Origin of the sequence: uncultured Parolsenella sp., from assembly GCF_958346945.1 — a bacterium.
Lineage (GTDB): Bacteria > Actinomycetota > Coriobacteriia > Coriobacteriales > Atopobiaceae > Parolsenella.
In genome coordinates, this window is the sequence record NZ_CATVTL010000001.1 from 339,008 (window position 1) to 361,649 (window position 22,642).

Genomic DNA, 22,642 nt, shown 5'->3' on the forward strand with positions numbered 1-22,642 from the left:
GTGGTCGCGCCGTGCGACCCCTCGCACAGGCCTGCCGATGGGTGCTAGCATGGCTCGCGAAACCAAACATCGGAGGTTGGAATGAAGATCTGTGACAGCATCGCCTACGTGGGCGTGAACGACCACGACATCGACCTGTTCGAGGGTCAATACGACGTGCGCGAGAACGGCATGTCGTACAACTCCTACGTGGTCCTGGGCAGCGATAAGGTGGCCGTGACCGACACGGTCGACGCCCACTTCGTTGACGAGTGGCTGGCCAACGTCGAGGCCGCGCTCGCGGGCCGCACGCCCGACTACCTGGTGGTTCACCACATGGAGCCCGACCACTCCGCCGGCATCGCCGCCTTTATGGAGCGCTACCCGGCCGCGCAGGTCGTGGCCTCCGCCGCCGCTTTCAAGATGGTGGTCGCCTACTTTGGCACCGACTTCGCCGACCGCAAGATCGTGGCCAAGGAGGGCTTCGAGCTCGAGCTTGGCGACCGCAGCCTCACCTTCGTGGGCGCCCCCAACGTGCATTGGCCCGAGGTGCTCTTCTCGTATGACGCCGCCGACAAGACGCTCTTCTCGGCAGACGCGTTTGGCAAGTTTGACGCGCTCGACGTCGAGGACCCCGAGGGCTGGGCGTGCGAGGCCCGTCGCTACTACTTTGGCATCGTGGGCAAGTTTGGCAAGAACGTGCAGGCCGTGCTGAAGAAGGCCGCGGCGCTCGACATCGAGCGCATCTGCCCACTGCACGGTCCCGTGCTCGACGAGAACCTGGGCTACTACCTGGGCCTCTACAACACCTGGTCGAGCTACGAGCCCGAGGACGAGGGCGTGACGATTGCCTACTCGTCGGTCTACGGCAACACCCGCGCGGCCGCCCTGGCGCTCGCCGACGCGCTCAAGGGCCGTGGCGTCGCGGTGTCGACGTTTGACCTTGCGCGCGACGACATGGCCAAGGCCGTCGAGGACGCCTTCCGCTATGACCGCCTGGTGCTCGCGAGCATCACCTACGCCGGCTCGATCTTCCCGCACATGAGCACGTTCATCCACACGCTCGCCGAGCACGCCTACCAGAACCGCCGCGTGGCGCTCATCGAGAGCGGATCGTGGGCGCCGACGGCCGCCAAGGTCATGCGTGCCGAGCTCGAGCAGATGAAGGGCATCGAGGTCGCCGACACCGTCGTGACGGTGCGCGGCGCGCTCGACGACGCCTCGCGCGCCCAGATCGAGGCCCTGGCAGACGAGCTGGCCGCACCTGCACGCGCCGAGTAGGGACAAGCAAGAGTTGCGGGGCCCGCGCGCGGCTGCGACGCCGTGCACGGGCCCCTTCGTGAGAAGGAGAAGGTCGTGGCCGGAAAGACCTCCCGAAGCGCCGCCGACCTGTCGAAGCCCCTGCGCCTCGTGTGCGTGGGGCTGCTCGTGCTGCTTGGGTTCTCCCTGGGCTGCTCGGAGTTCGTTGTCATTGGCATCGAGCAGAACATCGCCGACTCGTTTGGCGTGACGCTTGCCCAGGCGGGCGAGCTCATCAGCGTCTTTGCGCTGACCTATGCCGTGATGACGCCCGTCCTGGCCATTGCGACCGGGCGCTTCAGGCGCTTCCAGCTGCTGGTTGTCTATGCCGCGGTCTTCTGCGCGGCCAACCTCGTGCAGGCGCTGGCCCCCACGTTCACGGTGCTGCTGGTCTCGCGCGTGCTGATCGGCGCGGTGTCGGGCGCCTTCCTGGCCGTGGGCGTGACGTTCATCCCTGAGCTGCTCGACCCCAGCCGCATGTCGATGGGCATCTCCGTGGTGTACGCGGCGTTCTCGGTGGCGATGGTCATCTCGACCTCCGCTGGCAAGATGGCCGCCGAGCTGCTCGACTGGTGCGTGGCCCCGTGGGCGACGTTCGTGCTGGCGGTGGTGACGTGCGCGCTGCTGCTGGCGCTGCTGCCGCGCGAGGGTGCCACCGACGAGCCCGCCACGATGCGCGACCAGGCGGGCCTGCTCGCCGAGCCGCAGGTGCTCACGGGCATCCTCATCTTCGTGTTTGGCGTGGGCTGCGTGTACGTGTTCTACGGCTACGTGACGCCCTACCTCGAGCAGGTGCTGGGACTGGCCCCCATGGAGGCGTCGGCCGCGCTCATGTGCTACGGCGTGGTGTGTTTCTTCTCGAACCTGCTGAGCGGCTGGATTGACGCGCGCTTTGGCATGAAGGCGCTCGTTGTGACGTTTGCCCTGCTCTCGGCCCTGCTCTTTGGCCTGTGGGCGCTGGGTTCCACGATGCCTGCGGCCCTTGGCGTGGTGATGGGCGTCGCGCTGCTCATGTACGTGGCCTCGGTGCCGTGCATCTCGGCGTTCATGGAGTGCGCGAGGCGCAGCCACCCCAAGGCGCTGACGCTCGCGAGCTCGCTCGAGCCGATGGCGTTCAACATTGGCATCGCGTTTGGCACGGCCGTGGGCGGTGCCGTGGTGAGCGGCCCCGGGCTTGCGAGCGTGGGCCTCGTGGGCGGCGCGTTTGCCCTCGTGGCGTTGGCGCTGGTGGCCATCACTTGCAGCCTTGCGAAGCGCGCACGCCGCGCGGCGGCGTAGCGCGGAGGCTGTTGCGGACCGGATGCTCTGCAACGGCGTAGCGCGGTGATATTGCGCAGGCGTAGAGCGGTGGCCGTTGCGGCTTGGATGCCGTGCGGTGGCGTAGCACGGTGACATCGGCGGCCTCATCTTGCTGGCCGGTCCCCTGCCTGGCGTGCCCCGAAGCCCATTGGCGGCTTCGGGGCATTTTTTGTGCCCATTCTTGGGGGTGCGACTTGCCGGTTGGGCTGTCCCTTAGAAAAAATGTCATCAAGTAGGTACCCTATTCGGAACTTGCCGAGTAGACCGCTTGATTGGCAGCTCGCGACCTGCGGTTTTGTTGGCGCTTGAGGCCGCATGCATTGCAGGGGACCAATGAGGATACCGACTTGACGATGTTTTTTGATGCGGAAGCCCTCTGACGGTCCGTCCGACCCCGCTCGGGCCTGTTGCGGGCTGCTAACCTAGGTCACGAAGAGCCGCGAGAGGGGACAAGCGTGATCAAGGCCGCATTCTTTGACGTCGACGGCACGCTGCTGAGCAAGTCGACCAACCACCTCATTCCGCCATCGACCAAGGCGGCGCTTGCCGAGCTGCGCCGCCGTGGCGTTAAGTGCGTGCTGTGCACGGGCCGTCCGCCCATTCAGCTGCCGCCCTGCATCGCCGAGGGCTTTCCGGGCTTCGAGGGTGGCTTCGACGCCTACGTCACCATGACGGGGTCGCTGTGCTACGACGCCGAGGGCACCTACTTTGACGTGCGCATTGACTGTGACCCCTGCGAGCGTCTGGTCGAGCAGATAGAGGCCGGTGCGTTCGACGCCATTGTCCTCACGCGCGAGAACTCCTGGGCCAGCTGCGATTCCGAGCGCATCCACGAGCTCGAGCGCATGGTGGCCAGCACCTATCCCATCCGCGACCCACTCTTGTCGCTCGATGAGGGCATCTACCAGTTCTGCGTCTTTGTGCCGCCCGCGGAGCAGGGTCGGGTCGAGCAGATCATGAGCGACTGCATCGTGGCCCGCTGGTGCGACCTGTTCTGCGACGTGGTGCCCGCCACCAGCAGCAAGCCTGCGGGTGTGCGCGCCACGATGGAGCACTTTTGCTTGGAGGGCGACGAGGCCATCGCCTTTGGCGACGGCGGCAACGATGCCACGATGCTCCAGTACTGCACGGTGGGCGTGGCTATGGGCAACGGCACCAACGAGGCCAAGGCGGCCGCCGACTACGTCACCGACAACATCGAGGACGATGGCATCGCAAACGCCCTGCGTCACTTTGGACTGATCGACTAGCGCGGCGCGTCCGCGGGTAAGGAGGCTTTCATGAGCGAGTTCGAGGAGCTGGCACGTCGTGCCGAGAGGGACTTTGACCTGGGCGACTTTGCCCGCGTGGTGAGGGGGTGCCGCACCTTTCGCCGCTTCGATGAGGGCGACCCCATTCCCGAGGCCCTCATGATCGAGCTAGTGGACCTCGCGCGCGTGGTGGCGAGCGGCGCCAACCGCCTGCCGCTGCGCTATCGCATCGTGAGCGCAGCCTCCGAGCGCGACGCCGTGTTTGCCCAGCTTGCGTGGGCGGGCGCCCTCAGGGACTGGGATGGCCCCGCGCAGGGCGAGCGCCCCACCGGCTATATCGTGATCTGCGATGCGGGCCACGGCGCCACCACGGCGGTCGACGAGGGCATCGCCGCCCAGACGGTCATGCTCGCCGCGCGCCAGGCGGGCTATGGTGGTTGCATGCTTCACGCGTTCAACAAGCAGAAGGTGAGCGAGGCGCTGGGCCTCGAGGCCGCCGACGTGGCGCCCCTCATGGTGGTGGCCCTGGGCCGTCCGGCCGAGGAGGTGGTGCTCGAGCCGCTCGAGGCCTCGCCCGACGGGACCACCACCTACTGGCGCGACGGCGCGAGCGTCCACCACGTGCCCAAGCTCTCGCTGGAGCAGGCGCTCGTCTAGCAACTTGGGACAGGATAGCCCGGAGCCTTATCGTCCCAAACCGCAGGAAAAGCGGGGCGAAATAGCTCCGGGTTTAACTGTCCCAAGTGGAAAATGATGGCGGGGCGGCAGCCGATGTGGTTGTCGCCCCGCCTTTGCTTGCTGACGCAAAGCCCCGCCTGCTGCCCTACTGCTGCAGGGACTCTAGGCCGAGAAGCGCGGCACCAATGGCTCCGCACAGCTGCGAGCTGGGGTTTGTTGCCACGGGCGCCCCGAGCACGTCCTCGAGCGCGCGCACGACGCCCTCGTTTTGGGCCACGCCGCCGGTCATGAGGTAGGCGGGCTCGGCCTTGACGCGCCTCGCGAGTGCGGCCGTCTTGGTTGCCACGCTCATGTCGAGGCCGTGCACGATGTCGGCCACGGGCGTGTCGTCGGCCACGAGGGTGATGACCTCGCTCTCGGCAAAGACCGTGCACATGCTCGAGATCTTGACGTCGTGCTTCCACTCGAGGCCCACGCGGCAGAACTCGTCGAGCGTAAGCTCCATGGCACGGGCCGTGGCCTCGAGGAAGCGCCCGGTGCCGGCCGCGCACTTGTCGTTCATCACGAAGTTGGCGACGCCGCCCGCCTCGTCGAGGTGGATGACCTTGGAGTCCTGGCCGCCGATGTCGATGACGGTGTGGGCCTCGGGCATGAGGTGGTGCGCGCCGCGGGCGTGGCAGGTGATCTCGGTGATGGCGCAGTCCATGCCCTCGATGTTGTCGCGGCCGTAGCCGGTGGCGACGCGCAGGGTGAGGTCGTCGTTGGAGAGGCCCGCCTGCTTGAGCACCTCGTCGATGGCGCGGCGTGCGCCCGCGGAGGCCTTGGCGCCCGTGGGCACGATGACGCTCGCCACTATCTGGCCGTCGCCGTCCGCCACCACGGCGTCGGTCGAGGTGGAGCCCGAGTCGATGCCCAGCACGTAGATAGGGCCGTTGGCGGGCACCGTCACGCCCGTGGCGCCCGTCTCGGCCACGTCGTGGAGCGTCTCGTCGAACGCCTTGAGCCTCGTGCGCAGCTGGCCCGCGCTCTGGCGCGTGCCGTCGGTCTCGATCTTGAGCATGGGAACCTCGCTTGCCCGTGTGGCCTCGAGGTACTCGAAGCCGTAGTAGTCGCAGAACTTCATGGTGTGGTAGATGACGCCTTGCTGGCCCGGCGCGCCCACGAGCGCGGACCTCTCGGCCGCGTCTGCCATGCGCATACACGGCAGCTGATTGAGCAAGGCGTCCGCGTACCAGTCGAGAAAGGCGCCGAGGTCGTCGCGAGGTGCGGCGGGGGCGGCGTCGCGTGCGGTCGCGTCGCCCGTGGCATCGCCTGCGTCCGCGCAGCCGTGGCAGGCGGGCGCCGGCGCGCGCACGAGCGAGGGCGGTGGGCTCGCCACCTGCCTGAATCCGGTGCAGGTGCCGTTCTCGACGTGGAGCGACAGCTCGTCGCGGCAGGTGTCGATGAGCGACAGCGGCGCATGGGCGCCCAGGAGGGTCACGCGCTCGTCGGTGCGGGGCACGGGCGCGTCAAAGCTCGCGCAGGCCCGGGCGATGTCGAACTCGCGGCCGCTCCAGGTGGCGAAGGCGTCGGCGAGAGCGCGCAGCTGCGCGCGGAAGCGGGCGACCTCGCGAGGCCCGCGCAGATGCGGCAGGTCGACGAGCCACAAAAAGTCGAGGTATCCCTCGTGCTTGAGGATATCGTAGGTGCGGCGCATGACGTCGCAGCAGCTCGTGAGCACCATCGCGTGGACCTCGGGCTGGTGTGCGTAGGCCAGAAGCGACTTTCCGTAGCCGCACAGGTTGGGGTGGGCGAGCTCCTCGGCCACCTCGAAGCTCTCGGCCTCGAAGGTGCAGGGCCAGCAGCCCGCGCCAAAGCCGGCGAGCAGCTCGGCTGGCACGTACTTGCAGGGGTAGTGGACGGTGAGGTCGTCGGCGCCTGCCTCGGTGTCATTGGCGGCAACCGCCGCAGTGTCGGCGCCTGCCGCGACGCTGGGTGCGGTTGTTGCGGCGCCGGTGCCCGTTGCGCCCGCCACGTTATTGTCGTTGCCGGCAGTGGCGGCCTGCCCGCGGCCCATCGTCGCCGCGCCGTCCCTCTCGAACTCGTCTGCCATCTAGGCCACCTCCCCGCGGCGCGCCTCGAGCATCTCGAGAAACGCGCCCATCCTCGTTGCGCTCTGACCCTCGGGGTTGTTGGAGCGGTGGCAGCCGTCGCCGTCGAGCGTGAGCGTGGGAATGCCCGCCGTCTCGAGCTCGCGCTTCGCCAGCTGCGAGGCGCCCATCGTCTCCTTGCAGCCCCAGTGGCAGAACAGCACGACGCCGTCTGCGTCCGTGACCTCGGCCAGCGTGCGCAGCCGCTCGATGCGGCGGGTGGCAGGGCCGTTGAACGTGTTCTTGATGAGGCGCTCGGCCATCGCGAGCCAGGGGTCGCTCGCGTCGTGGTCCCAGGCGGGGCGCGTGGCGTCGTAGTGCCAGGTGCCACCCTTGCCCTCGCGCATGAGGCGCGCCAGGCTCGCCTGGTCAAAGCTCATGTCCGACGCCACAATCTGGGCGTGCGGGTTGGTGTCGATCATGGCCTGCAGCCCGGGCGAGAAGAACGGCGCGAGGTGGCCCCAGACGAGCGAGCTCCCCTCGAAGCGGCGGGCGTGCGCGAGGTCGTCGAGCATGCGCGTGGCCATCCGCTCGACGTCGCGCTCGCCCAGCGAGGGGTGCAGTGCAAGCGCCGTCTGCATCTCGAGGCCCATGTCGTTTGCGAGGTAGTGCCCGCGGCGGCGCGGCAGCGTGCGCACCATGGCGTCGAGCGTGACCTGGCTGCGAGCCACGCGCTCGCGCAGCTGGTCCTCGTCGAGGGTGCGGCCAAAGGTCTGCTCGCAGGTGGCGGTGAGTTCGCGCAGCTGGTCGGCCACGTAGGCGCAGGCGTCCTCGTCATAGGAGTAGGGGACGTCGACGTAGACGTGCGGGCTGCCAAGCTCCTGGCCCAGCCAGCGGAAGGTGGTGTTGTTGGCGTCGCAGGCCACCGAGCAATTGGCGATCAGGCGGGGAGCGGCGAGCACCTTGGTGGCCGCGGCTCCCAGCAGGACCTTGTGGAACGAGCAGTACGTCTCGGGCACGCCGCGCTGCTCGGCCTCCTCGACCAGGCCGTTCTCGGCATGGGCGGCGCAGATGAAGTCCGCGAGGGCCTCGGCCACGAGCGGTCGCAGCCCCATGGCGTGGAAGATCTCTGTGGGCAGGAAGATGCTCGTGAGGACTGTCTCGCCGGGATGCTCGAGGGCGTTCGTAACGCTCTCGAGCGCCACGCGGGCGCCGACGCGTGCGCCCGAGAGCTGCGCGCGCTCGGGGAGGTGGCGCGTCTGGAAGCGCTTGGCCCTGAAGCCCGTGAGCAGCAGGTTTGCCGCCCGCTGCGGATTGGTTCCGTACTGTCCCTCGATGAGCGAACCAAACCGGTCAACGATTACGTTGGTCGTAAAGCCGCTTCCGTTCACGTTGCCGCCCCTCTCCCTTGATTTGCAGCGATACATGATAGCGCCCGCCGTTCGAATTTGTGGCCTTACATAATACAGCCCGCCCTCTCGGGGCGGAGAAGGCGGGCTGGTTGGCTACGAAACACGATACGGTTGGGAGGGGGCGGGCGCGGAGCCGTCCCTGGCGCGGGCATGCTTCCACATGGGTGGGGCCACGCTTCCCCATGGGGCAGCCGCACGCTTCCACAGAATCCTAGGAATGTGCGCTAAACTGCATTTAACGGATAACCATAACGGCATTTTCCTAGGATTCTGCAGTCTGAGGCGGGCCGGTGCTCGCGGCTTGGCCTAGCGCTCGAAGAGCTCGCAGACGTCGAGGTCAAGGCCGCTGGCCTCGATTTGGGTGCGGCCGCCAAAGACGCACATGCCGTGGGCGCCCTCGAGCTTGGAGAGGGGCTCGGCCAGGGCGCGCACGTCCTCGACCGTGGTCGCGAGCATCTGGGAGCGGATCTTGGCGCGCCAGCTGCCGTCGCGGCCCGAGAGGCGCGCGGCGTCGAGCCTGCGGCCCAGCGAGCGCGGCTTCACGGGCGCGTCCATGCCCGCGACGCCGGCCACGATGAAGCCCGTGAGCTCGGCGGGCGTGGGATCCCAGCTGGCAAGCCACTCGCTCGCGCGCTCGAAGCGGCCCGCCGTGGGGTCGACCGCCGGGTCGCGGTAGGAGTAGAACTGCAGCAGCGAGTCGGCCGTGCAACGGAAGCCGCAGCCGTAGGCGCCGCCCAGCACGCGGACCTCGTTCCACAGGTAGTCGTAGGACAGCGCCTGCGAGGCCACGCGCCACGCGCCGCTGAGCTCGGTGCCCACGCTCAGGCCGTCCATGCCCTCGCCCACGAAGCAGACGTTGGCGGGCACGATGAAGGCCTCGGAGCGCACCTGCGGCATGGGCACAACGAGTCGGGGCGCATCCGCCGCGGCGGCAAAGAGCCCCAGGTTGGATGCGTTGTCCCAGTAGGCGGCGAGATCTGCCTCGGGTCCCGTGAAGCTCATCTCGCAGTTGTTCGCCGAGAAGATGCGGCGGCGCAGGTCATCGAGCTTGGCCACGAGCGCGTCAGCGCGCTCGTCGAAGTGGTCGAGAAGATCGCGCAGGAAGCGGTAGAAGCCAACGCCGCCCAGCATGTCGGACACCTCGGCGGAGGCGCGGAACTGCGCGCCCACGCGGGCGAGCGCGGCGGCGTGGCCCGAGTCGACGAAGGCCTGCTCCATGCCCACGCGGCGCTGCTCGAGGATGTCGCGGATGCGTCGCGTGTCGGCGAGGTTCGTCTCGGCCCAGATCTCGCGCGGGAGCTCGGCGAGCCAGCGGGCGTTCTCGGAAAGCGAGCTTGCTCCCACGACGAACTTGGGGCGGGCGCTCAGCGGGTCGCCGTCGGTGGAGTAGACCTCCGAGAAGAACGACAGGCCGCCCAGCTTGGCCTCGCAGATGGTGTCGAGCTCGTAGGCGCTGTGGCGCGCGGTGTCGAGCTTGCCGAGGAGGTTCGCGAGCACGCTCACGTAGGGCAGCTCGTCATAGGAGACGTGGTCAAGGTCGAAGTACCAGTAGGCGTAGTCGATGCGACGCGTGTCGATGAGGTGGTGGTAGCAGGGGACGGGCGCGTCTGCCTGCACCGTCTTGGGGTCTGCCGCGGCCTCGCCGATGTCTGAGAGCGAGAGGTGCGGCAGCGTCGAGAGCGCCTCGGGCGTGTCGGGCGCGGCCTGCTCGGCGTGGAGCTCGGCGGCCTCGCGGGCAATGGCGGCGAGGTCGTCTTCGCTCAGGCCCTCGCGGACCTTTGCCAGGCGCTGGGCCTCCTCGGTGGCACCCTCGCTCGGGGTGGGCACGACCTCCACGCAGCAGCGGTGGGCGTTGTGGCAGACGGCCTCGTCGAGCAGGCGCTCGAAGTAGCCGTCCCCAAGGTCGGCGCGGATCTGGGACAGGGCGTCCTCGTAGCGCAGGTAGCTCGTGGCGTCGTCGTCGCTGTAGAGCCAGCCGTTCATGGCCTGGATGGCCAGGCCCACGCCGTCGGGGTAGCCAAAGTCGCCCTCGCGCAGGTTGAACTCGGCCTGGGCGAGCGACGCCTCGAGGTTGTCGGCCCCAAGGCCGTCTTCCACGAGCTTGGCGCACGTCTGCTCGACGAGCTGCTCGAACTGCTCGGCCACGCCGGGCTTTGCCCCCTGGAGCTCGAAGATGAGGCAGGGCTGCAGGATGCCGTCGTAGAGGTAGCCCTGCACGTCGCTGCCGAGGTCGGCGTCGAGGATGGCGCGCTTGAGCGGGGCCTCGTTGGAGCCCACGAGGGCATCTACCAGCACGTCTGCCGCGAGCACGCGCTCGCGCTGGCCCGCCGTGGCAAACACGTATGCCACGCCCACGCAGGCGTTGTCGGGCGTGGTGTCCATGGGCATGCGCACGAGACCGCCCTCGCGCGCCTCGCACAGGGGCAGCTCGTTGGGGGAGCCAGCGGCCGGGCGGGCGGCGTCGAAGCGCTTGCCCAGGAAGGCGAGCTTCTCCTCGATGTCGAGGTTGCCGTAGAGGACGGTATAGGAGTTCGCGAGCTGGTAGTGGCGCGCGTGGGTGTCGAGGAACTCCTCGTAGGTGAGGGAGGGGATGGCCTTGGGGTCGCCGCCCGAGACCCAGCCGTAGGGGGTCTCGCCAAACAGCGCGCGCATCATGCCGCAGATGAGAATCTCCTCGGGGCTCGACAGCGCACCCTTCATCTCGTTGTAGACGACGCCGTTGAGGATGAGCTCGCCGCCCCTCTCGGCATCTTGGGTGCTGGCGGCATCGGCGGCCTGCCCGGCATCGGTGCCGGCGAGCTCGTAGTGCCAGCCCTCCTGCTCGAAGATGCGACGGCGCTGGTAGATGGCGGGATGCAGCACCGCGTCGAGGTAGATGTCCATGAGGTTCTCGAGGTCGCGGTCGTTGGTGGAGGAGACCGGGTACATGGTCTTGTCCGGGAACGTGAGGGCGTTGAGGAACGTCTGCATGGAGCTCTTGAGCAGGTGGACGAACGGCTCCTTGACCGGGAAGCGGTCGGAGCCGCACAGCACCGAGTGCTCGAGGATGTGGAAGACGCCCGTGTCGTTGGCGGGCGGCGTCTTGAAGGCGATCGAGAAGGCCTTGTTGTCGTCGGCGCAGGCGAGCCACATCACGCGGGCGCGCGTGGCGTCGTGGCGCAGCACGTAGGCGCAGCCAGAGATCTCGGGTAGCTGCTCGGCGCGCTCGACGGTGAAGCCCGCGTGGCGCGAGCCGGGCGTGAGCTGTGGGTTGGGGGTGGCGAAGTCTTGGCTCATGGTGCTACCTTTCTTGGTGGTTTGACATGAGACTGTAGCACGCGCTCGGGACGTCGTTTGCCGTGCGCTGGCTCGCGGCGGGGGCGGGTGTCGCGCGCGGGCTGACGTGCCCTGGGTGAATGGACGGACGATGAGCGACTCGAGCAAGACGACGCGCGGCGTGGTGCTGACGCTGATTGGCGGCACCTTCTGGGGCTTCTCGGGCACGTGCGCCAAGTTCCTGATGGACGGCTACGGCCTTGACCCCGTGTGGATCGTGGCCGTGCGCCAGTTCTTTGCCGGGTGGCTGTTCCTGGCGCTTGCCTGCGCCTTCCCGCGCGACCGCGAGAGCCTGCGCGGGCTCGTTGCCGCGCGCGGCGGCGGGTGGCGCGGACTCGCCATGCTCGTGGCCACGGCGGCCTGCATGATGCTCAACTCGGTCTGCTACAACGTGGCGGTGAAGCTCACCAACTCGGCCACGGCCACGGTGCTGCAGACGCTCGCCCTCGTGGTGCTCATGGTCTATGCGTGCGTGCGCGCCAGGCGCTCGCCCAGGAGACGCGAGCTCGCGGGCCTTGCGCTGGCGCTGGGCGGCACGTTCCTAATCGCCACCGGTGGCGACCCGTCTCACCTGTCGATGCCGCTCGATGGCCTTTTGTGGGGCATCGCGACCTGCTTCACCTACGCGCTTTACAGCGCGGTGCCCGAGGGCCTGCTCAAACGATGGGGGAGCCCCGTGGTCAATGCGGTGACGATGCTCGCCTCCGGCACGGTGCTGATGCTCGCGACGAGGCCCTGGGAGAGCGCGCCGACCTTTGACGCCGCGGGCGTCGCGGGCGTTGTGGCGATCGTGGTGGTGGGGACCTTCCTGGCCTACGCCCTCTACATGCAGGGCGTCAAGGACCTGGGGCCGCTGAGAGCGAGCATGCTGGGAACCTCGGAGCCCATTGCGGCCACGGTGTTCTCCGTGCTGTGGCTGGGGACGATGTTTGCCCCCACCGACCTCGCTGGCTTTGTCATGATCATCGTGATGGTGTACCTCACGGCGTAGGCGCGCGGTGGCGTGGCGTGCTCGCGGTGGTCTCTGATTAGGCTCCGAGCGCTGTCGTTGCGGCGTGAGATGGCCTGCGGCCAAATAATTGCACCAATTAGGTAACCTAACGGCGAGCGTGGGAGTAGGAGTGCTGCGTAGCCGGTATAACCCCAGTTGCTGTTTGCCGATTTGGTACACCAATTTGTAAAACAACAGATAGGTTACCTAATTGGCGCTCTTTTTTATAAGGGACAGCCTTGATGGACGGCAATCTGCTGCAAAGATGGGGGCGACGCGCCTGTTTTGCACGTCGCCCCCATCGAGGTTCTTGCTTGTTTGCCCTACAGGAAGCGGTACTGGACCGCGCGGACGCCCCACTCGTAGGGGCTCGAGCAGCCAAAGGCCTTCCAACAGCCGCCCGCCAGGTCGAGCACGCGGCCGTAGGCGGCAAACCCGCCCACGTCGTTCACGACGGCCGTGATCGTCTTGCCGCCGTAGCGAATCTGAACGGTGCGTCCCAGCAGGTAGCGCTGCGAGAGCGGCACGGCGACGGACATCGAGTCGTCGCTGAGCTCATCGCCTGAGGCGGTGGCGTTGCCGCCGGTGTTGTCGGCAACCGAGTAGGCCGAGGCCATGCCGATCATCCACTCGCCGTCGCTCTTGACCTCGGAGCCGTCGGTGGCGCTGGGGTTGCTGGGCGTGGAGGCCGCGGGGGCCTGCGAGGTCTGGGGCGTGTTGGCGGCATCGGTGCTGGCGGGCTGGCTGGCGGCGTCGCTCTGGGCCTGGGCCTTCGCGGCCTCGGCAGCGGCCTGGGCGGCCGCCTGCGCGTTGAGTTCGTCGAGGGCGGCCTGCGCCTCCTCGAGCGAGTCCTGCGCCTGCTGCTTCTTCTCGCTGGCCTGCTGCTGCGAGGTCTGGAGCGTCTGCTGGGCGGCCTTGAGCTCGCCCTCCATCTGGTTGAGCTCGGTGAGCGCCTCGCTGTTCGAGCGCTGCACCGCATTGAGGTACTGGTAGGTGGTGAGGAAGTCGGCGAAGTCGTCGGCCGAGAGCAGCATGCTCACGAGGCCGGGCGTGCCCTGCTGCATCTTGTACAGCGAGCTCAGCGACTTCTCGGCGCGCTCGCGCTGGGCGGGAAGCGCGGCCGTAACCTCGTCGATCTTTGCCTGGGACTCGTCGATCTTGGTCTGCAGGTCGTTGACGGTGGCCGTGGCCTCGTTGTACGCCTGCGTGGCGGTGTCGATCTTTGCCTGGAGGTCGTCGGCCATGGTGGCGATTGCCGGACGGGGCAGGAGGGTGCACGTGCACAGCAGGGTCGCGGCCAGTGCCACGGCGGTGGTGCGCACGCTCGGTCGTCTGCTGCCGTTCTTCGTCATGTCGGTCCTTGCGCTCTTCCAAGGACCGCGCGTGGGCACGACCCCATCTTTCCCGAGGCCGGGGGCCTCGCATGCCCGCCGGGCAAGCCTCGCCCGTGCAGACATATCCCATACATTTTAGTGGCGGTCGGGCGCCTTCACACAAAAAGGGCGGGCGCCGCCACGTGGACGACGCCCGCCAAGGTTGCCTGCGAGCCCTCGCTACTTCACGACGAGGATGTCACAGGGCGCGTTGCGCAGCAGGAACGTGGAGATGGAGCCAAGCAGCGCGTACTTGATGCTCGACAGGCCGCGCGCGCCGCACAGCACGAGGTCGGGCTTCACGACGTCGAGCATCTCGTCCTTGAGCGTCTCGCGGATGCGGCCGGTCTTGACCATGACCTCGACCTTGGGAATCTTGTCGTTCGCTAGCGCCTCGTTGAGCTGGTCTGCGATCGAGTCGCGGAAGGCGCGGTCGAGGCCGGGGATGAGGTCGGTGGGGTAGGAGCCGGTGGTCTCGAGGACCGTCGAGTCGATGACGTGACCAATCGTGAGCTCGGCGTTGTTGTTCGCCGCCACGACGATGGCGCGCTCGAGCACCTTGTCCTGCTGCTCGGTGCCATCGAGGGAGACGAAGACCTTCTTGTAGCCAAGATCGTTGAGCGTTGCCATGTTGACCCCTTTGATCGTCGCTTGGCGCCTCTCGGGTTCGGTTGGCCCCGGGCTCCTCACGTGGGGTATACCCGTCCCTCCATTCTTCTGACGCGCCATATCGCCTGCGGCGGAATGTGTCGGTGGGCGGTTGGGCGGGGCGAAGTGGGCGAGAAGGACGGGCCATCTGCCATGCCATCCCTGTGTTAATGAAACGTTTAGGGCCCCGCCCCGCGCGCCCGCGGCATAATGGATTGCTGCAAGACACGGCCGCCTGGCCCCGCACGAGAAAGGCCCGCATGAACATCCTCGACCTCATCAAGAGTGCGTTCCTCGGCTTAGTCGAGGGCATCACGGAGTGGCTGCCCATCTCCTCGACCGGTCACATGATTTTGGTCGACGAGTTCGTGAAGCTCGACGTGTCCGAGGAATTCTGGAACATGTTCCTCGTGGTCATCCAGCTGGGCGCCATCCTGTCCGTGTGCGTGCTCTACTTCCGCCAGCTCAACCCTTTTAGCCCGAGCAAGGGCCGCGAGGGCAGGCGCTCCACCTGGAGCCTGTGGGGCAAGATCGTGGTGGGCTGCATCCCCGCCGCGGTGGTGGGCGTGCCCCTGAGCGACTTCATGGACGAGCACTTCTACAACTCTTACGTGGTGGCCGCGGCGCTCATCGTCTACGGCATCGCGTTCATCGTGATCGAGAACTGGCGCGCACGCCGCCGCTCCGAGCTTGCCCTCGACAGGCCGCGCGGCGCCCACTTCGCGGCCAGCGTCGCTGCTGACGCCGCCGAGCAGGGCAGCGACTTTGGCACCATCACGAACATCGACCAGATCACGTACAAGACTGCGCTGGGCATAGGCGCCTTCCAGGTGCTGTCGCTCGTGCCGGGCACGTCGCGCTCGGGCTCCACGATCATCGGCGGCCTGCTTCTGGGCTGCACCCGCGCGGTGGCGGCCGAGTTCACGTTCTTCCTCGCCATTCCGGTGATGTTCGGCGCGAGCCTGCTCAAGGTCGTGAAGTTCATGCTCAAGGGCGTGGCGATGGGCGCCAACGAGTGGGGCATCATGATCGTGGGCCTGGTCGTGGCCTTCGTGGTGTCACTCGCGGCGATTCGCTGGCTCACGGGCTTCGTGCGCAGGCACGACTTCAAGGCCTTTGGCTGGTACCGCATCGTGCTGGGCGTCGTGGTGCTCGCCTACTTCCTGCTGGTTGCGCCGGCCCTGGGCCGGGCCTAGGGAGGGGCGCCCGAGAGGGGTGCGGGCCGCGTGGCTGCCGCGCCCAGCCCGTTGCCGCAGGTCGCGCGACCCACGGGTGGGCCTGCGGGAAACCGCACACGCGTTCGACTTTATTGTCCCGATAGACCATTACACTAGCCAGTGACCCAAGGGGCCACTGGCCTTTTCCGTTCCAAGATGGGGAGTTCGCATGACGCAGCCAACGCCAAGGAAGATGACCGCGCAGGACCTCACGTTGCCGCTCTTTGCCACCGGTGACGCCAGCGCTGCTGCCGCCGCGCCCGCTGTCGCCGCGTCGCGCCCGCGCTACGTGCCGCCGGTCGCCACGATCGACCTCTCCGGCCTCAACCCCGCCCAGCGCGAGGCGGCCGAGTGCACCCACGGCCCCCTGCTCGTGCTCGCCGGCGCCGGTTCGGGCAAGACGCGCGTGCTCACCTACCGCATCGCCCACATGATCGCCGACGAGGGCGTGCGCCCCTGGCAGATCCTGGCCATCACCTTCACCAACAAGGCGGCCGCCGAGATGCGCGAGCGCCTGGGGGCGCTGCTTCCGGGCGGCACCCGCGGCATGTGGGTGTGCACCTTCCACGCCATGTGTGTGCGCATCCTGCGCGACGATGCAGACAAGCTGGGCTTTCGCCCCAACTTCACCATCTATGACGACGATGACTCCAAGCGTCTCGTCAAGCAGATCATGAGCGACCTGGGCATCGAGCCAAAGCAGTTCCCCATCAACGGCATACGCTCACGCATCTCGAGCGCCAAGAACGCCCTCGTGCTGCCCGACGAGTTCGAGGGTATGGCCAACACGCCACCCCTGCAGGCTGCCGCGCGCGTCTACCGCGAGCTGCAGGTTCGTCTCGAGCGCGCCAACGCCATGGACTTCGACGACCTGCTCATCAACGCGCACAGGCTGCTGCGCGACCACCCGGACGTGCTGGCCAAGTACCAGGACCGCTTCGTGCAGATCAGCGTCGACGAGTACCAGGACACCAACCACGTTCAGTACGAGATCACCAACATGCTGGCCGCCCGCGAGCGCAACCTCATGGTCGTGGGCGATGACGACCAGTCGATCTACTCCTGGCGTGGCGCCGACATCCAGAACATCCTCGACTTCGAGAAGGACTATCCCGACGCCAAGGTCGTGAAGCTCGAGGAGAACTACCGCTCGACCGGCCACATCCTCAACGCCGCGAACGCCGTGGTGGCGCATAACTCGCGCCGCAAGGCCAAGCGCCTCTACACGAGCCGCGGCGACGGCGAGCTCGTCCAGGCCTACCAGGCAAGCGACGAGCGCGACGAGGGCCGCTGGATTGGCGCCCAGATCGAGAAGACCCACGACGCCGGCACCTCGTATGACGACATGGCCGTCTTCTACCGCACCAACGCGCAGAGCCGCATCCTCGAGGACATGCTGCTACGCGCGGGCGTTCCCTACAAGATCGTGGGTGGCACGCGCTTCTTCGACCGCGCCGAGATCCGCGACGTCATGGCCTACCTCAAGCTCGTGGTGAACCCGTCCGACGACGTGAGCGCCCAGCGCGTGGTCAACACGCCGCGCCGCGGCATTGGCTCCACGAGCGTCGCGAAGATCCAGAGCTACGCGCTCACGCACGGCATGCCGTTCCTGGCCGCTTGCCAGGCCTGCGTGGCCGAGGAGGGCCTGCTCACGGCCAAGGTTCGCACGGCGCTGGGCCAGTTCACGAGCGTCATCGAGCGCGCCCGCGTCAAGAGCGGCGAGCTCGCGCGCGTGGTCGAGTCGATCATCGACGACGCGGGGCTCATCGCGGCGCTCGAGGCCGAGCACACCGTCGAGGCCGACGGTCGCGTCGAGAACATCCGCGAGTTCCTGGGCGTGGCCCAGGAGTTCGACGAGACGCACGACGACGTCGCCGAGACGCTCGAGAGCCTGGCGCAGCTGCGCGAGGCGGGCGCCCTCGACGCCGCGCCGGGCCTGGCCGGCGGCGCCGTGACCCCCGCCCAGCCGGTCGACCCCAACGTGACGGTCGCGGCCGAGAAGCTGCCCGCCTTCATGGAGTGGCTGGCGCTTCGCAGCGACCTCGACGCGCTCGCGGGCTCCACCAGCGCCGTCACAATGATGACCGTGCACTCGGCCAAGGGCCTGGAATTCCCCGTGGTGTTCGTCGCGGGCATGGAGGAGGGGATCTTCCCCCACGCCGGCCATGAGGACGACCCCGCGGGCATCGAGGAGGAGCGCCGCCTCGCCTACGTTGCCATCACGCGCGCCGAGCGCGAGCTGTTCCTCACCTACGCCGCGACGCGCCGCACCTACGGCTCCACGACGGCCAACCCGCCCAGTCGCTTCCTGCGCGAGATCCCCGAGGCAGACATCCAGCTCGTGGGTGTGGGCTCCGAGGGCTTCTCGGGCGTGGGCTGGGAGAAGCGCGGCGACCGCCGCGGCACCTACGGCAGCGGCACGGCCACCTACGGCGGTGCCGTGTTTGGCTCGGCCACGCGCTCCGCGGGCGGAAACGCCCAGGCCAGGGGCGGCGTGTCGTTCAGGTCTGGCTCGCCTGCCCCCTCGCGCGGCACAGGCGTGCCCACGGGCTCGGGCCTGCCGCTGTCTGCGCTGGGTCGCGGCGTCGGCGGCCCCCGCACGTTTGGCTCCGCTCCGTCCGAGCCGGCCTCGTTTGGTTCGGGCCGCCCGCGCTCCGCTGCCGCCGCAGCGGACGAGTTTGCCTCCAACCCGGCGCACGGCATCCGTCGCGACGCCGCCAAGGCGAGCGAGGGCTTTGCTGCCGGCGACCACGTCTCGCATAAGACGTTTGGCCCGGGCGTGGTGCTCTCCGCCACCGGTGACGTCATCGAGGTGCGCTTCACGCGCACGGGCAAGGTCAAGAAGCTCATGAAGGGCTTCGCGCCCATCGTGAAGGTCGAGGGGTAGCGCCATGGAGGCGGTCATCTTTGGCCTGACCACCGGCGAACTCCTACGCCGCGTCGTCCTGCTCGCCGTGGCCGTTGCCGTCGCGGCGGGCATCTCGCGTGTCGTGAGCCGGGCGGTGGGCAAGGCGCTCGACGCTACCGAGGTGCCCAGCGCGAGCATCTTCGTCAACATTGCGCGCGGCGTGGTGTGGGCGTTCGCAATCCTCGCCGTGATGCAGCCAGTCTTTGGCATCGCCCCCACGGCGTTCGTTACGGCCCTGGGCATTACGTCCCTGGCCCTGTCGCTGGGTCTTCAGGACACGATCTCCAACCTCATTGGGGGCCTCAGCCTCATGGTGGGGCGCGTGGTGAAGCCCGGAGACCTTGTCGATGTTGGTGGCTTCATGGGCGAGGTCGTCGACGTCACCTGGCGTGCCACCACCGTGCGCAACCGCCTGGGTGATGAGCAGATCATTCCCAACTCGGTGCTCAACAAGACGGCGCTCACGAAGCTCACGCCTGGCAGCGAGGGCTATTGCCCCGTCTTGCTCGCGGTTTCTCACAACGCGGACCTCTCGGTTGTGGAGGCAGACATCCTCGGCGTTATGGGCAAGATGGAGGGGCTGTTGCGCGAGGGTGCGCCGGGTCGCGTGTTCTTCACGGGCTCGGATGCCTATGGCGTGCAGTGCACCGTATCGCTGCAGATGGCCCCTGGCGTCACGAAGCTGGCTGCGAGCGACGCGCTCATGCGAGGCGTCGAGGGCAGGGAGTGGCTCGTGAGCGTCGTGGGCGAGTAGCGCGCCACCGCGCCCCGCACGCGTTGCCGTGAGATACTGGAAGCTACCATCCGTTCTCTGATGGAGGGGCGCCAGATGAAGGTCCTGCTGATCAACGCAAGTCCCAAGGTCGGGCGGAGCAACTCACTCAGGCTCGCGGACGCGTTCGTGCGCGGGCTTGGCGAGGCCGAGGTCGAGCGCCTCGACCTGTGCTCGCTCGACATCAAGCCGTGCCGCGGGTGCTTTGCCTGCTGGAAGGCCACGCCCGGCACCTGCTGCATCCACGACGACATGGCCCGCGTCATCGAGCGCGAGCGCGAGGCGGACCTCGTGGTGCTGAGCTTCCCGCTGTACTACTTCAACCTGCCCGGGCCGCTCAAGACCATGATCGATCGCCAGCTGCCCATGAACCTGCCGTTCATGACCGATGACGCGGCCGCCACCGGCAGCGGCGCCCATCCCCTTCGCTACCCCGAGATGGCGAGCACGCGCTTCGTCGCAATCTCTACCTGCGGTTTCTATACTGCCGAGAAGAACTATGACGCAGTGGAGCGCGCCCTTGACCACTGGCCGGGACGCGGCGCCTGGGACGCCATCTTCTGCGGCCAGGGCGAGCTCTTCTCCATCCCCGAGCTCTCCGCGCGCACCGATGCCTACCTCGAGGTGGTCGAGCGCGCTGGTCGCGAGTACGCCGCGGGCGGCATTACGCGTGCCACGCGTGCCGAGCTGGCGCGCCCGCTCTACCCGCGCGAGGCCTTCGAGCAGATGGCCAACGCCAGCTGGGGCGTGGACGAGCGCGGCGAGCGAACCGACGAGATGCTCGCCTTCACGAGGCAGTTGGCGGCGCTCTACAACCCCGCCACCTGGGACGGGGCAGACCGCGTGGTCGAGATTCGCTACCGCGATCGCGACGTGAGCTACCAGATGGTGCTGGGCGAGCGGGGCTCGACGGTGCTGACCGATGGCTTCCGCAAGCCCACGACCGTCATCGACACCCCGTGGGACGTGTGGTGCCGCATCGCTCGCGGCGAGATCCGTGGCGACGTGGCGCTGGCCCAGCGGCTCTACAGCGTCGAGGGCGACTTCGACCTCATGATGGGCTGGGACCGCATCTTTGGCGCTGCCTCCGCGCCCGCCACGGCGGGGGAAGCCGGCGGCGCAACGGGGGCCGGTGGCGCGGCAAGTGCCGCCGCCGCGAGCGCTGCCGCCAAGCCCGCCGCGCCCTCTGCCAGGACGGGCGAGGGCGCCCCCTCGATGGCCACGATGCTCGTTGCCTGGATCTGCCTATGGGTGGCCACCGGCGTCGACGGCACCGTGGGGCCGGTCGTGACGCTGGCGGTCTGCGCGCTGCTGCCGCTTGCCCAGGTGCGCCGGCGCCTATGCGCCTATGACCGCATCTCGCTTGGCCTTGTGGGTGGCTTTGCGGCGTTGATGCTGCTCACGGGGCTGGTGGGGCCGCTCTACGTGGCGAGCTATGCGGCCTTTGGCGCGTTGTGGCTCGTCTCGTGCGCCACGCCTGAGCCGCTGTGCGCCGCCTACGTCAAGTACGGCTACGGTGGGGATGACGCGCTTGCCAACCCCATCTTCATGCGGGCCAACCGCATCCTCGCCATGGCCTGGGGCGTGCTCTACCTCCTCATCGCTCTCTGGACGGCCCTTCTTGGCGGCATGGTCGCGGAGTGGGTGCTGCCCGTGGTCAACAACGTGGCAACCGCGCTCATGGGCGTGTTCACCGTGTGGTTCGAGCGCCGCTACCCCGCTTGGGTGGCGTCGGGCAAGGGGCTGCGCGAGCTGTTCTTTGGTTAGGGGAGCTTGGGCATCGGCCGTGCCGGGGCGGGTTCGTTCGTCCCTGGCGAGTGTCGCCACCCTCGCTCATTCGACTTTGAGGAGAGTCACATGGGATTTCTCGACAACATCCAGTCATCGCTTAACCGCGGCGTTGCGGCCACGAGCCGCGCCACCTCGACGGTAAAGCTCAAGGCGCAGATGGCAGACGCCCTGCACCGCCGCCAGCAGCTGGCCGCCCAGCTGGGCGCGAGCCTCTACGAGGCCACGAGGGACAACCCCGAGCTTCGCGCTGGTCGTGAGGCGCTCTATGACGGCATCGCTGCGTGTGACGAGGAGCGCGCCCGCTACCAGGAGCAGATCGACGCGCTCGAGGCCGAGTCTGCCGATGCCGCGCAGGCGGCCGTCACCTACACCTGCCCCTTCTGCGGTGCCCGCGTTGGCAACGACGACCTGTTCTGCAGCGGCTGCGGCAAGCCGATCGCCGAGGTCAAGGCCGAGCTCTATGCACGCCAGCAGGCCCAGGCGCCCCGTCCCCCGCAGGAGGCGGACGAGCAGTAGGGAGGGGGCGAGACGGGCGCCCGCCTTGCCTTTGCATCCAAGTAAGAGAGAGGGCGGGCCGGGCAACGTGATGCTGCCCGGCCCGCCCTTCTCGTGAGCTGCCTGATGCGTGGTGCCCCGCAACGGGGCTTGCGAGCGGGACGAAAGACGCGTCCCCCTGTCCCATCTACTTGAACGTGAGCGTGTAGGTGTCGTCGAGGATCGAGACGCGGTAGCTGCCGTGCGAGCCGCTCGCGCTGATGTGTCGGTCCCAGCCAGACTCGCCCGGGTCGTAGTAGGGCGAGGTGGGGTCGGCAACGCCAACCTCGCTTTGGGTCTTGCCCCACTCGGCGGCAAACTCGTAGCTGCCCGAAGAGTCGTCGGTGAGCTCAAGCACGGTGCTGCGCACGAACAGCGGGTAGTCGTCGTCGGCCACGTCGGTGGCGGTGACGATCATGCCCCAGCGGCCGTACGGGCGGTCGACGCGCGCGCCCTTGGGCACCATGACGGTGAGCTGCCTGTTGTGCACGGTGTTCGACTGGAACATGTCGGTGCCCCAGCTGCCCCAGTCGATGTCGGCGAGCTCGTAGTAGACCTGGCCGTCCTCCTCGTGGGAGCTGGCGACCCTGCCGCTTATCTTCTCGTCCTGGTCATAGACGGTCATGGTGGTGCCGTCGTACTCGATGCCAAACTCCTGGTCGAAGAGGGCCGAGGTACCCTCGAGCATCATCGAGCCCTTCCAGGCGCCGCCGCCCAGCAGCATCTGAGACGCACCATAGACGAGCACGCCTACCACGATGGCCACGATGATGCCGATGACCAGCGGCTTCTTGCTCTTCTTGGGAGGAACGGGCGTGGGAACGAAGGTGCCCGCGCCAGGTGCGGCGGCTCCGGGCGCCGTGGCCTCGGCAGCCGTGGGCGCAGGCGGCACGGGCGCCGCGGGGGTCGTGGGCTGGGGCATCGCTATCTCGGCCGGCGGCTTGGGCGCTTCGGGGTTTGGCGCGGGTACGGGCTCAGGCACGGGCGGCGCGGGCGCTGGCTCGGGCTCCGGCGCGGGTACGGGCTCAGGCGTGGGCGCTGGCTCGGGCTCCGGCGCGGGTACGGGCTCAGGCACGGGCGGCGCGGGCGCTGGCTCGGGCTCCGGCG

At 68.1% G+C, this 22,642-nt stretch carries 17 protein-coding genes; 11 read left to right on the forward strand and 6 right to left on the reverse strand.

Annotated elements, in window-relative coordinates:
• The first annotated feature begins 81 nt into the window (after positions 1 to 81).
• From Q3866_RS01565 to Q3866_RS01580, 4 genes are all read left to right on the forward strand, one after another.
• A complete protein-coding gene (locus Q3866_RS01565; RefSeq protein WP_301829076.1) occupies positions 82 to 1,260 on the forward strand; it encodes an FprA family A-type flavoprotein in 1,179 nt (392 codons plus the stop codon).
• Between the two features lie 75 nt (positions 1,261 to 1,335).
• Complete coding sequence (locus Q3866_RS01570; protein ID WP_293674166.1) at positions 1,336 to 2,556, forward strand: MFS transporter; 1,221 nt, start codon at positions 1,336 to 1,338, stop codon at positions 2,554 to 2,556.
• 476 nt (positions 2,557 to 3,032) lie between these two features.
• The gene (locus tag Q3866_RS01575) at positions 3,033 to 3,827 is read left to right on the forward strand and encodes a Cof-type HAD-IIB family hydrolase (protein WP_301829077.1); all 795 of its coding nucleotides are present in this window, start codon (positions 3,033 to 3,035) and stop codon (positions 3,825 to 3,827) included.
• Between the two features lie 30 nt (positions 3,828 to 3,857).
• The gene (locus Q3866_RS01580) at positions 3,858 to 4,484 is read left to right on the forward strand and encodes a nitroreductase family protein (RefSeq protein WP_301829079.1); all 627 of its coding nucleotides are present in this window, start codon (positions 3,858 to 3,860) and stop codon (positions 4,482 to 4,484) included.
• 166 nt (positions 4,485 to 4,650) lie between these two features.
• Here Q3866_RS01580 and Q3866_RS01585 read toward each other — a convergent pair whose 3' ends face one another.
• The 3 genes from Q3866_RS01585 to Q3866_RS01595 form a co-directional block, all read right to left on the reverse strand.
• Positions 4,651 to 6,597, reverse strand: coding sequence for an acyl-CoA dehydratase activase (locus tag Q3866_RS01585; protein ID WP_301829080.1), 1,947 nt, complete (start codon positions 6,595 to 6,597; stop codon positions 4,651 to 4,653).
• A complete protein-coding gene (locus Q3866_RS01590; RefSeq protein WP_301829083.1) occupies positions 6,598 to 7,965 on the reverse strand; it encodes a 2-hydroxyacyl-CoA dehydratase subunit D in 1,368 nt (455 codons plus the stop codon).
• A gap of 327 nt (positions 7,966 to 8,292) precedes the next feature.
• The gene (locus Q3866_RS01595) at positions 8,293 to 11,262 is read right to left on the reverse strand and encodes an insulinase family protein (protein WP_301829085.1); all 2,970 of its coding nucleotides are present in this window, start codon (positions 11,260 to 11,262) and stop codon (positions 8,293 to 8,295) included.
• A gap of 130 nt (positions 11,263 to 11,392) precedes the next feature.
• Here Q3866_RS01595 and Q3866_RS01600 point away from each other — a divergent pair, with 130 nt between their 5' ends.
• Complete coding sequence (locus Q3866_RS01600) at positions 11,393 to 12,292, forward strand: DMT family transporter (protein ID WP_301829086.1); 900 nt, start codon at positions 11,393 to 11,395, stop codon at positions 12,290 to 12,292.
• A gap of 323 nt (positions 12,293 to 12,615) precedes the next feature.
• Here Q3866_RS01600 and Q3866_RS01605 read toward each other — a convergent pair whose 3' ends face one another.
• Together Q3866_RS01605 and Q3866_RS01610 are read right to left on the reverse strand one after the other, a co-directional pair.
• The gene (locus Q3866_RS01605) at positions 12,616 to 13,644 is read right to left on the reverse strand and encodes a hypothetical protein (RefSeq protein ID WP_301829087.1); all 1,029 of its coding nucleotides are present in this window, start codon (positions 13,642 to 13,644) and stop codon (positions 12,616 to 12,618) included.
• Positions 13,645 to 13,845: 201 nt separating this feature from the next.
• A complete protein-coding gene (locus Q3866_RS01610; RefSeq protein ID WP_293674101.1) occupies positions 13,846 to 14,295 on the reverse strand; it encodes a universal stress protein in 450 nt (149 codons plus the stop codon).
• A gap of 278 nt (positions 14,296 to 14,573) precedes the next feature.
• On the opposite strand from Q3866_RS01610, the gene Q3866_RS01615 reads away from it, so the two are divergent.
• The 5 genes from Q3866_RS01615 to Q3866_RS01635 all read left to right on the forward strand — a co-directional run bounded on the left by Q3866_RS01615 (position 14,574) and on the right by Q3866_RS01635 (position 21,517).
• Positions 14,574 to 15,509 carry an undecaprenyl-diphosphate phosphatase gene (locus Q3866_RS01615; RefSeq protein WP_301829089.1) on the forward strand — a complete coding sequence of 312 codons (936 nt, stop codon included), beginning with the start codon at positions 14,574 to 14,576 and terminating at the stop codon, positions 15,507 to 15,509.
• A 190-nt stretch (positions 15,510 to 15,699) separates the two neighbouring features.
• A complete protein-coding gene (locus Q3866_RS01620) occupies positions 15,700 to 18,417 on the forward strand; it encodes an ATP-dependent helicase (RefSeq protein ID WP_301829091.1) in 2,718 nt (905 codons plus the stop codon).
• Between the two features lie 4 nt (positions 18,418 to 18,421).
• Entirely contained in the window at positions 18,422 to 19,192 is a 771-nt protein-coding gene (locus Q3866_RS01625; protein WP_301829093.1) for a mechanosensitive ion channel family protein, read from the forward strand.
• Positions 19,193 to 19,267: 75 nt separating this feature from the next.
• Complete coding sequence (locus tag Q3866_RS01630; RefSeq protein WP_301829095.1) at positions 19,268 to 20,977, forward strand: NAD(P)H-dependent oxidoreductase; 1,710 nt, start codon at positions 19,268 to 19,270, stop codon at positions 20,975 to 20,977.
• Between the two features lie 90 nt (positions 20,978 to 21,067).
• Entirely contained in the window at positions 21,068 to 21,517 is a 450-nt protein-coding gene (locus tag Q3866_RS01635) for a zinc ribbon domain-containing protein (protein WP_301829096.1), read from the forward strand.
• Positions 21,518 to 21,683: 166 nt separating this feature from the next.
• On the opposite strand, the gene Q3866_RS01640 is transcribed toward Q3866_RS01635, so the two are convergent.
• Positions 21,684 to 22,457 (reverse strand): hypothetical protein, encoded by a 774-nt coding sequence (locus tag Q3866_RS01640; protein ID WP_301829097.1) that lies wholly within the window; start codon positions 22,455 to 22,457, stop codon positions 21,684 to 21,686.
• On the opposite strand from Q3866_RS01640, the gene Q3866_RS01645 reads away from it, so the two are divergent.
• Positions 22,444 to 22,642 (forward strand): hypothetical protein (locus Q3866_RS01645; protein WP_301829098.1); only part of this gene is annotated, 199 nt, incomplete at its 3' end. The two genes, Q3866_RS01640 and Q3866_RS01645, sit on opposite strands and share 14 nt — an antisense overlap.

What these genes read in the sequence shown, in the direction of transcription:
- Q3866_RS01580 (WP_301829079.1), top strand. Translation starts at nt 3,858, where the DNA reads ATGAGCGAGTTCGAGGAGCTGGCACGTCGTGCCGAGAGGGACTTTGAC.
- Q3866_RS01605 (WP_301829087.1), bottom strand. Translation starts at nt 13,644, where the DNA reads ATGACGAAGAACGGCAGCAGACGACCGAGCGTGCGCACCACCGCCGTG.
- Q3866_RS01565 (WP_301829076.1), top strand. Translation starts at nt 82, where the DNA reads ATGAAGATCTGTGACAGCATCGCCTACGTGGGCGTGAACGACCACGAC.
- Q3866_RS01595 (WP_301829085.1), bottom strand. Translation starts at nt 11,262, where the DNA reads ATGAGCCAAGACTTCGCCACCCCCAACCCACAGCTCACGCCCGGCTCG.
- Q3866_RS01615 (WP_301829089.1), top strand. Translation starts at nt 14,574, where the DNA reads ATGAACATCCTCGACCTCATCAAGAGTGCGTTCCTCGGCTTAGTCGAG.
- Q3866_RS01585 (WP_301829080.1), bottom strand. Translation starts at nt 6,597, where the DNA reads ATGGCAGACGAGTTCGAGAGGGACGGCGCGGCGACGATGGGCCGCGGG.
- Q3866_RS01640 (WP_301829097.1), bottom strand. Translation starts at nt 22,457, where the DNA reads ATGCCCCAGCCCACGACCCCCGCGGCGCCCGTGCCGCCTGCGCCCACG.
- Q3866_RS01610 (WP_293674101.1), bottom strand. Translation starts at nt 14,295, where the DNA reads ATGGCAACGCTCAACGATCTTGGCTACAAGAAGGTCTTCGTCTCCCTC.
- Q3866_RS01635 (WP_301829096.1), top strand. Translation starts at nt 21,068, where the DNA reads ATGGGATTTCTCGACAACATCCAGTCATCGCTTAACCGCGGCGTTGCG.
- Q3866_RS01620 (WP_301829091.1), top strand. Translation starts at nt 15,700, where the DNA reads ATGACGCAGCCAACGCCAAGGAAGATGACCGCGCAGGACCTCACGTTG.
- Q3866_RS01630 (WP_301829095.1), top strand. Translation starts at nt 19,268, where the DNA reads ATGAAGGTCCTGCTGATCAACGCAAGTCCCAAGGTCGGGCGGAGCAAC.
- Q3866_RS01625 (WP_301829093.1), top strand. Translation starts at nt 18,422, where the DNA reads ATGGAGGCGGTCATCTTTGGCCTGACCACCGGCGAACTCCTACGCCGC.
- Q3866_RS01600 (WP_301829086.1), top strand. Translation starts at nt 11,393, where the DNA reads ATGAGCGACTCGAGCAAGACGACGCGCGGCGTGGTGCTGACGCTGATT.